Consider the following 17033-nt stretch of genomic DNA (forward strand, 5'->3'; position numbering starts at 1 on the left):
AATGTTTCAACCATAACTAGTGTATAGCCTTATATACTCAATTAACCTGAAGAGTTGGCAAAATGATTAAAAGTTATAGTCTGAAATTGGTCAGTTATAAGAGTAATCAAATTACCTTTGTATTTATCAATATTAGCAAAAAATCTATCTATAGCTTCTGAGAATTGAGCAAAATTATGGTAAAATTTATTATTTGTTACAATTCTATGCATAAATTTCCATAATCGTTCAATCGGATTAAGATTAGGGCTATAGGAAGGTAAAAATACTAATTCTATTTTGCTATTTACTAGATACTCCTTTACTTTCTTTGACTTATGATACCCAGCATTATAACAAATCAAATATATCTTCTCTTTATTAGGATTTTCTGCTTCTAATTTTTGTAGAAAATTGATTATATAATCACCGTTTACTTTAGGATTATCTGTGCTAACTAATTGCAAATCAGATAAATTAATTGCTCCTATTAAATGCTTCCTTTTCCAGCCACTAAATGTTGGTAAAGTTTTATTTTGATTCTTTCTGATCCAACCATAACGGGCTTTTGTTTGATACTGAGGATGAACGCTATCCATAAAATATATAGCTTCTTTAGCCTTGAGAGTACCTTTTAACAAACTATATTCTAGCTTAAATAGTTCTTGCTTATCTATATCAAGCTTGCCGGGTACGATCTTTGGCTTCTTATATACAAAGCCTAATCTGATTAATAGTTTTGTTACTCCTGCTATTGTATAGGTAACACCGTATTTTTCTTCTATGTAATTGCTGATATCTTTGGCATAAACATAATTACATATTTCTAAATGCTCTATTAACTCTTTCTCTTCTAGCTCACTTAGCTTACTTGCACTAACACCGGTAGCTGTCTCTAATTTATTAAATTTTTGATAATCTCTTACATGCTTTCTTATAGCTTCTTCACTTAACAGCAATGCTTCTGCTATTTCTCCATAGCTCCAACCTTTATCATACAGCAAAACTGCCTTAATTCGGTCACATACTCTCCTATCTCGTTCATTACCATGACCTGACTTCAGTACCGTTCTTTGTTCAGATGTTAAAATATTTCCCATTATCATATTCTAGCTTCTTTCTTCTCTTCCTTCAACTCTTCATTTACGAGCAGTATATATATAAGAACTTAATTTTCTGGCAATAATATTTCTCTCTTACCAGTATGGTTAGGAGGAGATATTACCCCATTTTGTTCCATTTTTTCAACAAGAGTAGCCGCTCTATTATAGCCAATTCGTAAACATCTTTGTATATAACTAATTGATACTTTTCGTTCTAATTGTACGATTTGTACTGCTCTTTTATATAAAGTTTCATCACTGCTTGAATCATCTCCTAGACTTTCGGCATTTACTTCATCATCATCTAATTGCTGAGTCACTGCTGAAAGATATTCAGGTACTCCTGTTGATCTTAAATATTGGGTTACTTTTTCTACCTCTTTATCATCAACAAATGGACCATGAACCCTGGTAATCTTGGATGAATTACCCATATAAAGCATATCTCCCATACCAAGTAATTGCTCAGAACCTTGTTCACCAAGAATAGTCCTACTATCAATCTTAGAAGTTACTTTAAAACTGATACGGCTCGGGAAATTAGCTTTGATTACCCCAGTAATAACGTCAACAGAAGGTCTTTGGGTTGCCATGATAATATGAATACCTGCTGCTCTTGCCATTTGAGCTAGACGCTGTATTGACAATTCAATGTCTTTGCCAGCTACCAACATTAAATCAGCCATTTCATCAACAATTACTACAATGAATGGTAATTTTTCCATATTCATTTCAATTGTCTCATAAATAGGTTTACCAGTTTCCGGATCAAATCCTGTTTGGACAGAACGTTCTAATATTTTACCACTTGACGCAGCCTCCAGAATTTTAGCATTATAACCTGCTATATTTCTGACCCCAATATTTGACATTGCTCTATAACGATTTTCCATCTCTTTTACTGCCCATTTCAGGGCTACCACGGCTTTACTTGGTTCGGTAACCACTGGGGTCAGAAGATGTGGTATGCCATCATAGGTTGATAGTTCAAGCATTTTGGGATCGATCATTATTAACCGACATTCTTCTGGAGTATAACGGTAAAGTAGGGAAATTATCATTGCGTTAATTGCTACTGATTTACCGGAGCCTGTCGTACCAGCAACTAACAAATGTGGCATTTTTGCTAAATCGGCAACAAAAGGTTTGCCAGCGAGATCCTTTCCTAGAATCAATGGTAGCATAATACTGCTATCTTGATATTCCGGTGTTTCAATTAATTCTCTTAGACAAAAGAAAGCTCTTTGTTTATTGGGTAATTCAATACCTAAAACGTTTCTACCTGGTATTACAGCTATTCTAGTTGATATCGCAGATAAAGACCTAGCAATATCATCTGATAAGCCTATAATCCTAGAAGATTTAGTACCTGCAGCTGGCTCAAATTCATATAACGTTACCACTGGACCTTGGCTAATATTAATTACCTGACCTTTAACACCAAAATCATTCAGAACAGTTAACAGCGTTTGGGCATTATGTTGTAATTCTGATGCAGTTTCTACTTTTATATTTTGACTGTCAGCTTGTTTTAATAATTCGATAGGGGGCAAGTATGGTAATTCGCCATTTTCTTTTTTGAATGGAGATTGTTGTTTTGAACAATGGGAGTGTATGTCATTATTTTTTTCTTGTAATGCATCTATTTTATGAGCATACGTTGCTTCTTCTTGATTAATAAAAGGAGTCTTTTTTGTCAGAACTGGTTTAGTTGAGTTGCTATTTGTTGATATTGTAGGTAAAAGTATAAATTTTTTATAAGGTATTAGTTTGAATAATTTAATTATAGCGATCCCAAAAACTGAAAATTTTATTTCAGTCAATAAAAATAATAAAATAAATGTAGTAATAATTAAAACGTAATCGGCTCTAGCGTCCAATTGCTTGATTATTGGATAAATAATAGTACCTGTTGTCCCACCTGCACCTGCTGGTAAATAATTAATTTTTATATTAGTGCAGACTATCGATAATGATATAATTGACAGCAGCATCACAATTATCCTGACGGTAGCCCATTTCTTCTTTAAATGCCATACACTCAGAGACCAAAAAATACAACAAATTGGTAAAATAAAGGACGCTATACCAAAAAACTGGTAAAAAATATCTGCCAAATAAGCACCGAAATGACCTAATAAATTGCTAGGATATTTGTCTGTGACAGAATTAAAGGAAGGATCATTTGGATTATAAGTCACTAGTAATAGAGCAGTAGAACAGCCCACCAGCATTAATAAAACAGACTGCACTCTATTATTAGTAAAAATCCTGTTTATGTAATATAGCACAAAAGTTGCCTAAAAAAATGAACCACTTCGGTCGTTGCCTAAGATCCTCAAAGAACCTGTATGTAAGGTGGAATCCATATATCTGTATAATAGATTCAGACAGGGACGGTTTCCTAATAATAAAAATTATAGTCCCGGGGCAATACGTTAAGCTCACGAACCAAGCAGCCCATTACATTTCAAACATTGATGTTTCATACACGGGATTATATAATATCACTTTCCAATCTTTCTCGCAAGGTCTTCTAAATATCCTGCTATAGTACTTAACGTTTCTGCAAATTTTTCTTCTTCGGGAGGTATATTAGCACCATCAATTTTAGCAATTTTGTTAGTCAAGTTTTGTACTTGCTCCTGTAAACTCAATGCAGACATAACTAATAATAGTTCAAATGATGCTGATGGGTTAACTTTTTTTATCTGAGCAATATTTTCATTTAATTTGGCTGCAAGATTGCATAATTCTTCTCTTGATCCTTCACTACATGCGAGTTGGAAAGTTTTGCTACCAAGTGTTATTGTTACTATAGACATCTTTATGTATTTTTATGTTTTATTGCTTCAAGTTCAGCAATATATATAGCTATTTGCTCAAGTATTTTTGCATAATTATCCCTGAGCTGTTTATTTTCATCCTGCAGTTTATTGATTTCTTCATGCTGTCTAGCGATATTTGATAAGAGACCTTCAAGACCTTGATCCACTTCTTGCATTAACTTAAGTAATAAATCATTAGTTATTTTCATTCAGATTATAATATTAAGTGATAAATTATTGGAATTATTATTAATATTAAAACAGAAATAATAATTAGTTGTTTTTTCCATTTATAGTCCAATATCATTGGATCTGACCTATTTCTGAGGTCAATATCTTTTGAAGATTCCTGATTGTCTTTTTCACTGAGATTTACATCTATCCCTAAATAGTTTGAGTATAATTTAAGATAACCTTTTACATAAACTTCCGCTGGCATCGAACTAAAATCCTCCTCTTCAAGAGCTACCAAATATTGCTTCCTAATCTTCAAATAGCTAGATATTTCTTCAAGAGTTTTACCAGATTCTATTCTCGCTTGTTTTAGGGATGACGACATAACGCATTACTCAAGCTTACGCAAAAAAGTTTCAAATTTTTTGTTTGCTAAAATTAAAATATTTAAGTCAATAGTTTCTTGCAATCTAATTCCTTTTATAAAATCTAAAAAAATACATGCGGCATCTATATTATTATCAATCCATAACTCTAAATCAATATTTAATTTAGAGTTGTTAATTATTTTAGCCAATAATTGTCTTTGTTTATCATATAAGTCATCTTTTAATGATTGAATTGATAATCTATTCCAGTAGGAATCATTTAGTTGTTTATCACAAGATTTACGAAGCCAATCAATACTAAATTTATTACCAGTAGTGAAATATAAATTAGCAACATCATTATTTTTAGCTTTTGTCTTTTTTGCAATATATATTATATCAAAGACAGACACTAGGCTGTCAAGAGTTGCAATCCTGCGAGCTACTTCATCTGTCACTCCTGATAAAGTATATTGCTTAACTTTATTATCGAATTTGTTTTTTGCTTCTCCTAAAAGAAGATTACCAACCACTTTACTAAGCATTCTAGCTGGTTCATAAAATTCATCAATGGTATTGCTAATATTGATAGGATGTTTTATATGCTTTAGAAACCAAGAGATACCTCTACGCATAATTTTAGCAAGCTCAGTGAACATGTCAATTTTAACTTTATGATCTATATTACTTGCTAGAGATTCTACTATAGCCCATAGATTATCTAAATCAAAAATTTCACAGATAATAGTATACGAACGAACTATATCACAAAGAGCAGCCTGAGTTTCACGTTTTATAAGATTAAGTGATGGTCCGCCTAATTGATTAACAATTTTATTTGTTACAACGGTTCGAATAATTTCATGTTTAAGCGGATGAGCTAAAATTTCCTCACGGAATTTTTCTTGCATTAGTTTTGGAAAATAATTAATCAGATAAGATTCAAAATACTTATCTTTTGAAAATGTTGCTGTTATTAAATCATGATAGACTGAGCGTTTACTATAAGAAAGTAATACACAAAGCTCGGGACGGGTCATATTTTCCTTATTAACTGCCCTTTTACTGAGTTCTTCCTGAGTTGGTAAGAACTCAACAGTTCTATTAATTAATTTTTCTTCTTCTAAAGTATCAATAAATTGGCTAAATACTCCGATAGTTGAAGTACTAGATAATTGCATTATATCAAGTGCCTGAGTTTGTTTATAGTTATCAACTAGAACCAGTTCCTCGACGTGTTTTGTCATAGTAAATAAGAACTTATTACGTTCTTCTAAACTAATCTTATTAGAGGACATAGCCTGATTAAGAGCAATTTTGATATTTACCTCATGATCCGAACAGTCAACACCAGCTGAATTATCAATGAAATCAGTATTTATTCTCCCGCCTAGCTTGCTATATTCTATTCTACCTTGTTGTGATACGCCAATATTTCCTCCTTCTCCTATTACTTTAGCTCTGATATCTTTACCATTGACTCTAAGATTATCATTTGCCTTATCGCCTATCTCTAAGTGACTTTCTGTTGAAGCTTTTATATAGGTTCCTATACCGCCATTCCAAAGCAAATCAACTTCTGCTTGTAGGATAGCTCTAATCAGATGTTCAGGAGATGATTCGTTAATGTTTATCTTTAGCAATAACTTGGCTTCTAGGGATAATGATATAGACTTACTGCTTCTTTCAAAAACTCCGCCACCTTTTGAAATTAATTGTTGATTATAGTCAGACCAATTTGATGTAGGTAACTTGAATAGTCGCATACGTTCATTGAAACTAATAATTGGATCAGGTTGTGGGTCAATAAATATATGTTTATGATTAAATGCCGCAACAAGTTTTATGGTATTAGACCTAAGCATGCCATTACCAAAAACATCCCCAGACATATCGCCAATACCAACAACAGTAATAGGATCTTTTTGTACATCAATACCCATAGCATGGAAATGGCTTGCTACAGAAATCCAAGCTCCTTTTGAGGTAATAGCCATTTTCTTATGATCATAACCTACTGATCCACCGGAAGCAAAAGCATCGCCTAACCAAAAATTATATTCAGCCGATACACTATTTGCATAATCCGAGAACGTTGCCGTACCTTTATCGGCTGCAACCACGAGATATGGATCTTCTTGGTCGTAGATAATAGTATTTTTTGGCTGAATAACTTTACCATCAACTATATTGTCAGTAATATCAAGTAATCCACGGAGAAAATTTTTATAACACTGCACCACTCTTGCCATATATTCTTGGCGAGTCATATTATCATCAGTGAAATTAACAAAAAATCCACCTTTTGAGCCAACAGGTACAATAACTGAATTTTTGGTCATTTGGGCTTTCATTAGTCCTAATACTTCTACTCTATAATCCTCACCTCTGTCAGACCATCTAATACCTCCGCGAGCGACGACGCCCCCTCGTAAATGGATAGCTTCAAAATCATTATCGTAAACAAATATTTCGGCAAATGGTACTGGCAAAGGCAAGTGAGGAACTTTTTGCGAGTCAAATTTAAAAGAAAAATAATTTTTACTGACTGTACTATGCTTGTTAGCTGAACTGTTTAAGTCATTAGAGCTAGGCTGATAACAGTTAGTTCTTGTAATAGCTTCAATAATATCAAACATTTGTCTTAGAACCTTATCCTCACTACTGCTAGTAATTGTGGTAAGATAGTTAAAAATATTATCTTTTATAGTTTTTGCACGTGCATCTGAGCAATTTGCGGGATTAAATTTAGTATCAAACAAATCAACCAACATTTTAGTATATAAAAAATGCTTTATTAAGGTCAACTGAACGTAGCCCTTGCCATAGACAAAGCCGGTTTGATGTAAATATCTAGTTAATGCTTTAACCAACTTAACTTGCCACCAATTAAAGCCCGATAACACTATTAATTTGCTTAAAGAATCATTAGCCAAAAGTCCAAGATATATCTTATCTAGAGCCTCTTCTACGTTTGCTTTAAGTAAATCAATATTGCTTTCAATAGTTATCAATGTTTCGAGAGTGAACTCATATATCCAACTTTCTTCAATATCTCCTGCTCCTTTTATGGTAAAGCTTTGTTCATCTATAGCTTTGAATCCCAAATTTTCTATAGATGGTAATAAGTCTGAAAGAGCTAATTTAGGTGTTGGGCTGTAAATTTTTAGCTGGAACTCTTTATTATTTATAGCAATTAAATTAAATATCGGTTTGCGATAAATACTAGCTTCCTTTAAATAGTCAATATCTATTAAAGCTGTTTGTCCATTAAATTTTTCTCTATAGTCGATAGGAAAAATTGGGTCAAAAAGCTTAAAATTTACTCCCCCTTGGTATTCACCAAATTCTTTACATAACTTTTGGTAAAAATCCTCACTCCAACGAGTGGAGAGCTTATCTAATTCTTGCTCTATTAGTTCAACATCAAAATCAATATTCTTTTTACCCTGTAGCTCCAACGTAATAAATAAATATGAAAAATTTTCTACCACTTCTGCAGTATAATCTAAAAGTATTAGACCACTAAGTATATTTGATAAATAATAATTTATGCTACTATGTACTTCTAGTGTCAAACGATCTCTTGGTAAAAATATTATGACATTAATAAACGAACCAGACCAATCTTGCTGAATAAATAATTTGAGTTTTTTACTCGTTATCCCTGAGAATACGTGTAAGCACATACAGTATAGATCACCTTCATCAATTTGTATCAAAGCTTCTTTAGGCAGAGATTGAATTATATTTTTAAGTTTCTTGGTATTATATCCACCAATCGGGAAAGCGGCTTTATCTACAACAAATTTTAGTTTTTGTCTCAGTATGGGAATATCAGTAACTAATTGATAATACATTGCAGAGCTATATAAGCCAAAAATTATACTACCTGAATGATATTTTTTTTCCTGATCAATTTTCTTAATTAAAATATAATCTACTAAGTTACTTCTATGTACTTTTGATAAGATATTAATTTTACCTAAAATAATTAGTTTATTTTCATGTAATGAATTTGCTGAACGTTCTATAATATCAAGCACTTCACCACTATTTTGCCATATCTTTTTAATACCATCTTCCAATGAAAAATTTTTAGAAGTTAGATCAAAGTTAATCATACCTAGAAAAGTAAAATTATCATCTTTTAACCAATCTAAGAAATTTATAGATTCATGATAATCTAAATGATTCTCATTATATAATTGCTGATTATTTTGGATATCGTTTGAAATTAACGTCACTCTGTTTAAGATTTTAGACCATACATTATAAGTAGTATCTACCTGATCTAGAACTTCATTTAAAGTCATTTCCAAAGAGCTAATATCTTTTTGATCAAAACTTCCTAGTATAGTGATATGGACTAAAGATTCCTCTCTATCTTTCTTTATATCCAATATTTCTTGTAAGTTACCATCATTGTTCCTTACACAAGCTATAATAGGATGAAGTAAAAATTTAGCTTTTAAATTTAGACTTGTTAATAAACAAATGATCGAATCAACTATAAATGATTTGTTATCATTCAGTAGCAAAATATTAATTGCAGGATCATTTTCAATTACTGTACTGACAATCTGCAACTTTCTTTTATCAGGCTGTTTTTCTTGAAAGAACTGAAAGGCCTTATTTGTAAACTCATCAAATAATTCTAGTCTATCTCTAAATCTATAGTCTACAGGGATATAAGCTAGAAATTTCTGTACAAACTTACTATAAAGAGGGGTGCTATAAAATGGATTCCCATTTTTTACTGTACTCAGTGATAAAATTTCTGATTCATAATTAGGAACTTGACAGGTAAGCTTACTCAAAGCTAAAGATGTCTTTTCTGTTGTCATAGCTGTTACCAAACTTTATAATTGTTTCAATAGATTACCAAGTAGGCAACAAGTGTTTAAATAGCTTAAATTAGGAATAATATCACAGTATACTCGATGTCATATATGGACAAAGTTCATGCAATCATTCCTACTTCCCTTAATGTCATTCCTGAGCAGGCAGGGATATAGATTTCCGCTGCAGCTCGAATGACATTAAGTAATATAGTCCCCTGTCAAAGCGGAAATGACATCTTTGTGTAGAATTTAAGTTGTTTAATTCTTGTCTACTTGCTATTGATTATAATTAAATAAATTACTTAAGCAAGAGGATCACTACTATTGTGGAAACTATTTTCGCTCAAAGCTCTAAACTAGGAAAAGCTGGTGTTGCAGTCTTTCGTATCTCTGGACCTAAAAGCCTATTTGCCTTAAAACATTTGCTTAATAATAATATAGAGTTTGTTCCAAGAATTATGTACTGTAAAAAACTCATAAATCCTAAGAATCAAGAATTAATTGATGATGCGGTGGTAGTATACTTCCAAGCTCCAGCTAGCTTTACTGGAGAAGATGTAGTAGAAATATATACACATGGCAGTATAGCAATTGCTGCCATGCTAACTGAAACATTGTTAACCATCGATGGTTTAAGAATGGCAGAGCCTGGAGAGTTTACCCGTAGGGCGTTTTTAAATGGCAAATTTGATTTAACTGCAGCAGAAGGTATTGCTGATTTAATTGAAGCAGAAACTGTTTGGCAACATAGGCAGGCGGTTAAACAAGTTGGCGGAGGACTTGAAGAACTTTACAATGGGTGGAGACAAACTTTACTGACCATCATCGGTTTCCTAGAAGCTTATATTGATTTCCCCGATGAAGATATTCCACAAGAAATATTAAATAGAGTTATGACTCTTAGTGGTGAACTTAAATATGCTATAATAAAACACCTTAACGATAATAGACGGGGGGAGCTGCTTCGAACCGGTATTAAATTGACTATTTTAGGAACTCCTAATGTTGGTAAATCTAGCTTACTTAATTTCTTGATGCAAAGAGACGTTGCTATTGTATCAAACATTGAAGGTACAACTCGTGATATAATTGAGGGGCATCTAGATATAGGAGGATACCCAATTATATTACAAGACACGGCTGGTATAAGGTCTAGTAATGATCTAATAGAGCTAGAAGGTATCAAACGTGCAATTGAGTCAGCAAAAATGGCTGATATCAAAATAATTATGCTTGATGCTATAAAGTTAAGCAACTCACCCTCATATTTTGAGGAGATGGCTGATATTATAGATTTAATAGATGATAATAGCATAATGCTGGTCAATAAAATTGATCTTTTGGATAAAAGTTTGGGGCATTGTCATCCTGTTTCAGTGCGGGATATAGATCCTCGCCTACGCGGGAATGACATCATGGAAGATAGGTTGCTGCCATTAAACAAAAATTATTTAAAAATCTCTATAAAAGAAAAAATAGGACTGGATATTTTATTAAAGGAAATCGAAAATATTGCTCATAATATAGCAGGTTTAACCGAATCGCCGCATATTACTAGACAACGTCAACGAACCTGTATAGAAAAAGCGTTGGAATATTTAGAAAATTTTAATATTGAAAATGACTTAGTGCTAGCCACAGAAGATGTTAGAATGGCTATCAGAAGTTTAAGTAATGTTACTGGTAAGATTAGTGTTGAAGAAGTTTTAGGAGAGATATTTAGTAATTTTTGTATAGGTAAATGATCAATGATTCAGAAAAAAACACAAGAAGTATTAGAGCTAATAGATAAATGGCAAAAATATCTGAAATTACAAAAAAATTGTTCAGAACATACCATAATTTCTTATAAGAATGATTTAGAACATTTTCTGAATTTTATGACTCACTATAATTCTGAAATCATAACCATTAGTTCTATAAGGCAAGTTGACATAAGATTAGTACGGAGCTGGCTTTCTAAAAGGCAACAAGATAATTACCTAACAGCTTCTAACTCTAGAAGTTTGTCTGCTATAAAGAATTTTTATAAATATCTAGAGAAGACTGCTAATATCACTTGCCATGCAATTTTCTCCGTCAAAAATCCTAGGAAAGCTAAAATATTACCGAAATCTTTATCGCAGTCAGATGCTCAATTATCCATTGAACATATTGATGATTTCGCTGATTTAGAATGGGTGGAGTTAAGAAATAAAGCCCTTTTAGTGCTTATTTATGCTGCTGGGCTTAGAATATCCGAAGCATTATCTATGACTACATCTCATTTACAAAACTTAGATTTTATAAAAATAACAGGGAAGGGTAAAAAAGAACGGATAATACCATGGACACCAGTTGCTAGAAATTTAATAGAACAATATTTAAGTAAATTACCTTATAGTATAGATGAAAAAGATCCGATATTTCGAGGTAAAATGGGTAAAAAATTACAAGCTCCAGTATTTAATCGTGAACTGATAAAATTACGTCGCTTCTATGGATTATCAGAACATTTATCAGCTCATTCCTTTAGACATAGTTTTGCCACGCACTTACTTGAGAATGGAGCAGAGTTAAGGTCTATTCAGGAATTACTTGGGCATAAAAGTTTGTCAACTACCCAGCGTTATACTAAAATTAGTCTAAAACATTTGGAAAATATTTATAATAATGCTCACCCAATATCAAAATCTAAAGGGGAAGTATTATAATCTTCTTGCCATGCTTTTTAATTATAGGTTATATTATCCCATGTTTGAATATGAGAAGCCTGTATGTCTAAAATTATCTTACTAAAAGGGTATAAACCTTCCAATGATGAAGAATATATGAATCCTCAACAGTTAGAATATTTTAGACAAAAACTCCTTGAGTGGAAAAGTTCTTTACTAGAGGAATCACGAGAAACCTTAACCCATCTCAAGGAAGAAAATTGGAATGAGCCGGATTTAAATGATCGTGCGTCAATTGAAACGGATACAGCAATTGAACTTAGGACAAGAGATAGGTATCGTAAGCTTCTTGATAAAATCGAAGAAGCTTTGGTAAGGATAGAAAAAAATGAATATGGTTATTGTGAAGAAACTGGAGAGCCAATTGGCTTAAAACGTCTAGAGGCAAGACCAGTTGCAACTTTGTGTATTGAAGCACAAGAGCGACATGAGAGTTATGAGAAACAGCATATAGATATTTAACCTCAATTTCGGATTAATTTCATTAATCCGAAATTGGAATGAGAAAGTAAACAATCAGGCTTAAAGCGGTTTGACGCCTGATTGTTAAATATTTCATTTGCTAATAATCTTATTTTTATACCAATAAAAATAAGATTATTAGCGATAATAGATTAAAATGCATTCGTAGAAGCGTTTCAAGAATGCATTTTTCTGATATTTTAGCTAGTTTTGGATTAAAATTAAAAATTTTAATCCAAAACTGAGGTTATTTAGGTTCTAATAGTTAAATAGGTGCATATATGGCATGTACAGAGAAAACAAAAAATAAACTAATTATTTTTTTTGATAGGTATATGATACTTGCTGGTACAATGGGACAATATTTGTTTTATACTCAGGCCTATAAAATTTTTACTACTAAGAGTGCAGATGATTTATCTCTTGATGGTTTTCTTGTGATAATTATTGTTACTTTGAGTTGGTTAATTTATGGTATAATCCACCATAACATTACAATCATTGTTGCTCAAATAGTTGGATTAGTAGGAATGATAATGGTGGTGATTGGTATATTGCTTTATGCTTCTTGAACTCGGTCTTGGGATAAATTAAGGACGATAAACAGTTGAACAACCGTTATTTTACTCTTGACTATTTTCCAGCTTACTTTATTATGACCAACAGTTTATTTTATAAATAATACAAAAAGGTCTGATAGTTGTGGCTAAAAAAAATAAGAATGTTTTGGTAAGACTTGTTAGTACAGCTGGTACAGGGTATTTTTTGGTAAAGAAACGCAACCCTAAAACTCAAACTGAGAAGTTATCATTTAAGAAATATGATCCTGTAGTCAGGAAGCATGTTCCTTTTAAAGAAGAAAAGATTAAATAGTGAAATAGAGGTATATGGCAACAAAAATTCGTTTGGCAAGAGGTGGAGCAAAGAAGCGTCCTCATTATAGAGTAGTTGTAGCTAATGCAACAGCTCCTAGGGATGGTGATTTTCTGGAGAAAGTAGGTACTTATGACCCAATGCTTGTCAGAGGTGATGTAAATCGTGTGGTTCTAAAATCTGATCGTATAGAATATTGGTTAAGTACGGGGGCTCAGCCTACAGATCGTGTTGCTAGGTTTATTGAGGAAGCCGGTATATTACTTCCGGCATCAATCAAAAAGAAAATGGAAGTTAAAATTAAGAATCGTAAAATAAAACCTCCTAAGAAAGAGTCAAAAAAAGCTTAAGGTGGATAAAAATACCCCGTGAGGGGGGATGTCATTCGAGCTGCGGCAGGAATCTAAAACACCCAAATCGATGTCATTTTCGTGTAGGCGGGAATCCATAATATCTAATAACCTTTGTAGGCTGTTTTTTGGATTTCAGCTTGCGCGAAGATGACAACAACCTTAATAGGTGCTTGACTTTAGAGCTTTTTCTTATTTGCCGGATTAGCTCAGTGGTAGAGCAACCGCCTTGTAAGCGGTAGGTCGTCAGTTCAAATCCGACATCCGGCACCAGCTATTTAATAATTATGTTTACAATACATAAGACAATTCCTTATAGATTTATTAGTTACTTAAAGCTCTATAAATTAGATCTAGCAATTGTTATGTTGGCCTTATTATGTGTGTCAATTTCGTTGCTAGCAATAGGTAGTAGTTTTAGACAGTTAATTGATAATGGTTTAAATACACATTATCTGCAGTCAATTGATCAATCGATATTATATATTACTATTTTAATAGTAATTTTTAGTATAGGTAGTTTTTTCCGTTCTTATTTCATTAATAATATTGCTGAAAAAATTGTGAGTACAATTAGGCAAGAAGCTTACAGTAATATAATTAATTTTGATATTGCTTGTTTTGAAGAGCTAAAAATTGGTGATATCATCTCCCGCCTGACTATAGATATAGAACTTATCTCCAAGTTGATTATCAATTTTCTCTCTTTCTTTGTTCGTAACTCAATAATGCTAATTGGTGGAATTATATTGATGTTCTTTCAGAGCCCTAAACTCGCTGTGATTGTCATTACCATTATACCATTATTATTGTTACCACTAATGAAATTTGGCAAATATGTAAGAAATTTATCAAAGAATGCTCTCAAGTCGCAAGCCAATATTGCAGCTAATTTAGAAGAAACTGTATCAAATATTTGCACGATACAAGCTTTTAATCAGCAGGCAAATAAAATAGCTGATTTCAATAGGAAAATTTCTGATTATTTAAAGTATACGGCAGATCGCTTAAAAATCCGTTCTATATTTTTCGCGATAGCTATTTCAGTTATACTATTCTCTATCACTATAGTTATATGGGTAGGTAGCAGAGATATAGTACATGGCGATTTATCATCAGGTCAGATGATATCATTTATTTATTACGCTATAATCGCCGGTATGAGCAGCGGGGGTATTTTTGAGCTTCTAAGTGAGGTACATTCATCTCTTATAGCTTCAGAAAGGGTTTTTGCTCTTATAGATTATTCTTCCAAAAATAATCAACACACCAATATCCAAATATGTGATTATCAAGATAATAAGACTTCTAGGATTATAGAGTTTGAAAATGTAAGCTTTATATATCCATCAAGATTAGATAGTTTAGTTATAGATGATCTGTCATTTAAAATAGATAGAGGTAAATTTATTGGTATAGTTGGCAGATCAGGTGCTGGTAAAAGTACCATGATGCAGTTAATGTTAAAATTTTATTTTCCTAAAAAAGGAATTATTAGAATTGCCAAGCAAGATATATCAGAGACTAATGACCAGCAGATAAGGCGTATGATTGCCTATGTCCCACAGGATTCAAGTATTTTCTCTGGTACGATTAGGTCAAATATCGTTTTTGCTAAACCAGATGCTAGTGAAGAAGAAATAATAAAAGCAGCTAATTATACCGGAATAATGGATTTTGCTCAAAATCTTCAAGAAGGACTAGATACCGAAATTGGTGAGAAGGGCATTAAATTATCTGGAGGACAGAAACAACGAATAGCTATTAGTAGGGCAATTCTATATAACCCAGAAATTTTACTTCTAGATGAAGCAATGAGTGCTTTAGATAGCGAGAGTGAACAAAAATTACTAGATAGATTACAAAAAATAATGAAAGACAAAACTATATTATCTATCGCTCATCGTATTTCAAGTATAGAGAAGGCTGACGAAATTTTGGTAATTGATCATGGACGGTTAATTGCAAGGGATACTCACGCTAAACTGCTTGAGAAATGTGAAATTTATAAAATAATTTGCACAGAACAGTCAATAAACTTGTAAAATGCATTTTAATCTATTATCGCTAGGCGTCAACCCGATTTAAGCCTGATTGTTTACATTCTCATTCCAGTTTTGGATTAATTTCATTAATCAGAAATTGAGGTTTAGAATAAATATGTTAACCAAAATGACACAGAGTTATTACATTAATAATATATTTTTATAATAAAGGGTAATTCTACCTATTTTGACTTGAATATTATACAGTTTAAGCTAGAATCACCAATACAAAAAAATGAGGTTTATTATGAAAAATTTATTAACTATTCTTCTAACTTTAGCTTTCTCTATTTCTGCTTTTGCTGCAGCGACTCCTGAGAAAAAAGATCCGCAGCAAGACGAAGTGAACGTGGATGAAAACAACATGAACAAGAAAGACCCGAAGAAAGAAGAAGTGAAAAAATAAATCCCTGTTTTCTAAAGCTGGTGTGGAGTTTTTCTATGCCAGCTTTTTTGTAATATGATTATTAATCGTATTACGCGAATTCGGGATAAGAATTTGTCAATTCTTATCCCAAATTCGGTGAAATTATCGAAACAATCAGATTTGAGACGGCTCTGCATCTGATTGTTAAATTAATATTTTGCTAAAAACATGATTTTAATCTTTTAAAATCATGTTTTTAGCTTTAGAAAGGTTTAAAATGCATTTGCAAAACCGCTTTAAGAATGCATTTTTCCTTATATTAAAGCCAATTCGGGATAAGAATTAGTTAATTCTTATCCCGAATTGGGATGTATTCAGTCTTTTCAAGGCTTTTCTTTGGCAATTCATACAGAATGTTCCTATTTAAGTGCAATTCTATGTAAGAATTATTAATTTTTATCTAGAAATAATTCGCTGGATAGTCAACGATAAGTCATAAAAATTTTTGATCAGGCAATCAATTTTATTTATTTGATTATGGGATAGCTTTGAGATAATAGGCTGCGATTCTATTGGTATATTCTTGGTTGTCATATAAGTTTTCAAATATTCAATATCTTGTCTTGTATAATATCGTCTGTTACGTATCTTATGTATAGTTAGATTTGGTAGTAGCCGCTCTAGATATCTTAGCTGGTGAGAGTGAATATTTAGAAGTTTTGTTACTTCACTAATGGAGTAATATTTCTTATTCTGCATTTTTAATAGACCTCTTGCATAATTCTACTGTTGCTGGCAATTTAAAAGTCATAGGAAAAATAGCTTGGCGTCATTGCGAGAAGGCACTTTGTGGCGACGAAGCTCTAATAGACCTCTTTCGAAATTCGCTTGTGCGCAAGGGTGTGAAGGAGACGCTTCACCTCGAA

General features: G+C 32.3%; 15 protein-coding genes, 1 tRNA gene and 1 other RNA gene. 9 read left to right on the forward strand and 8 right to left on the reverse strand.

The features are described from left to right. Positions 1 to 41: 41 nt before the first annotated feature. The 7 genes from AAGD26_RS04670 to AAGD26_RS04700 all read right to left on the reverse strand — a co-directional run bounded on the left by AAGD26_RS04670 (position 42) and on the right by AAGD26_RS04700 (position 9299). Positions 42 to 1079: an IS630 family transposase gene (locus AAGD26_RS04670; RefSeq protein WP_341751303.1), complete on the reverse strand. Its 1038-nt coding sequence runs from the start codon at positions 1077 to 1079 to the stop codon at positions 42 to 44. Positions 1080 to 1147: 68 nt separating this feature from the next. Further along, on the reverse strand, positions 1148 to 3373 hold the full coding sequence (locus tag AAGD26_RS04675) for a DNA translocase FtsK (RefSeq protein ID WP_341751304.1): 2226 nt from the start codon (positions 3371 to 3373) through the stop codon (positions 1148 to 1150). 15 nt (positions 3374 to 3388) lie between these two features. Beyond that, a non-coding RNA gene (ssrS, locus tag AAGD26_RS04680) (6S RNA) lies at positions 3389 to 3547 on the reverse strand. Positions 3548 to 3589: 42 nt separating this feature from the next. Beyond that, positions 3590 to 3907, reverse strand: a complete 318-nt coding sequence (locus AAGD26_RS04685) for a cell division protein ZapA (RefSeq protein WP_341751305.1) — start codon at positions 3905 to 3907, stop codon at positions 3590 to 3592. A 2-nt stretch (positions 3908 to 3909) separates the two neighbouring features. Then, on the reverse strand, positions 3910 to 4119 hold the full coding sequence (locus tag AAGD26_RS04690) for a hypothetical protein (protein ID WP_341751306.1): 210 nt from the start codon (positions 4117 to 4119) through the stop codon (positions 3910 to 3912). A 5-nt stretch (positions 4120 to 4124) separates the two neighbouring features. Continuing rightward, positions 4125 to 4469, reverse strand: a complete 345-nt coding sequence (locus AAGD26_RS04695) for a helix-turn-helix transcriptional regulator (protein ID WP_341751307.1) — start codon at positions 4467 to 4469, stop codon at positions 4125 to 4127. 6 nt (positions 4470 to 4475) lie between these two features. Then, positions 4476 to 9299, reverse strand: a complete 4824-nt coding sequence (locus AAGD26_RS04700) for an NAD-glutamate dehydrogenase (protein WP_341751308.1) — start codon at positions 9297 to 9299, stop codon at positions 4476 to 4478. Positions 9300 to 9622: 323 nt separating this feature from the next. Here AAGD26_RS04700 and mnmE point away from each other — a divergent pair, with 323 nt between their 5' ends. From mnmE to AAGD26_RS04745, 9 genes are all read left to right on the forward strand, one after another. Then, the gene (mnmE, locus tag AAGD26_RS04705; protein ID WP_341751309.1) at positions 9623 to 11041 is read left to right on the forward strand and encodes a tRNA uridine-5-carboxymethylaminomethyl(34) synthesis GTPase MnmE; all 1419 of its coding nucleotides are present in this window, start codon (positions 9623 to 9625) and stop codon (positions 11039 to 11041) included. 3 nt (positions 11042 to 11044) lie between these two features. Beyond that, positions 11045 to 11989: a tyrosine recombinase XerC gene (locus tag AAGD26_RS04710; protein WP_341751310.1), complete on the forward strand. Its 945-nt coding sequence runs from the start codon at positions 11045 to 11047 to the stop codon at positions 11987 to 11989. Positions 11990 to 12052: 63 nt separating this feature from the next. Beyond that, the gene (gene dksA / locus AAGD26_RS04715; RefSeq protein WP_341747613.1) at positions 12053 to 12472 is read left to right on the forward strand and encodes an RNA polymerase-binding protein DksA; all 420 of its coding nucleotides are present in this window, start codon (positions 12053 to 12055) and stop codon (positions 12470 to 12472) included. 281 nt (positions 12473 to 12753) lie between these two features. Then, a complete protein-coding gene (locus tag AAGD26_RS04720; RefSeq protein WP_341751311.1) occupies positions 12754 to 13044 on the forward strand; it encodes a SemiSWEET family sugar transporter in 291 nt (96 codons plus the stop codon). 130 nt (positions 13045 to 13174) lie between these two features. Next, positions 13175 to 13345, forward strand: a complete 171-nt coding sequence (gene rpmG / locus AAGD26_RS04725; RefSeq protein WP_341747615.1) for a 50S ribosomal protein L33 — start codon at positions 13175 to 13177, stop codon at positions 13343 to 13345. A gap of 14 nt (positions 13346 to 13359) precedes the next feature. Continuing rightward, positions 13360 to 13695, forward strand: coding sequence for a 30S ribosomal protein S16 (gene rpsP, locus AAGD26_RS04730; protein ID WP_341751312.1), 336 nt, complete (start codon positions 13360 to 13362; stop codon positions 13693 to 13695). Between the two features lie 198 nt (positions 13696 to 13893). Continuing rightward, positions 13894 to 13968 (forward strand) — tRNA-Thr (locus tag AAGD26_RS04735). 23 nt (positions 13969 to 13991) lie between these two features. Continuing rightward, positions 13992 to 15740 carry an ABC transporter ATP-binding protein gene (locus AAGD26_RS04740; RefSeq protein ID WP_410520639.1) on the forward strand — a complete coding sequence of 583 codons (1749 nt, stop codon included), beginning with the start codon at positions 13992 to 13994 and terminating at the stop codon, positions 15738 to 15740. Positions 15741 to 15987: 247 nt separating this feature from the next. Further along, complete coding sequence (locus AAGD26_RS04745; protein WP_341747619.1) at positions 15988 to 16146, forward strand: hypothetical protein; 159 nt, start codon at positions 15988 to 15990, stop codon at positions 16144 to 16146. Positions 16147 to 16563: 417 nt separating this feature from the next. Here the strand turns inward: AAGD26_RS04745 and AAGD26_RS04750 are convergent, their stop codons facing one another. After that, positions 16564 to 16866 carry a MerR family transcriptional regulator gene (locus AAGD26_RS04750; RefSeq protein WP_341751314.1) on the reverse strand — a complete coding sequence of 101 codons (303 nt, stop codon included), beginning with the start codon at positions 16864 to 16866 and terminating at the stop codon, positions 16564 to 16566. Positions 16867 to 17033: the final 167 nt, after the last annotated feature.

It is taken from the genome of Candidatus Tisiphia endosymbiont of Piscicola geometra (genome assembly GCF_964026415.1).
Classification (GTDB): domain Bacteria; phylum Pseudomonadota; class Alphaproteobacteria; order Rickettsiales; family Rickettsiaceae; genus Tisiphia.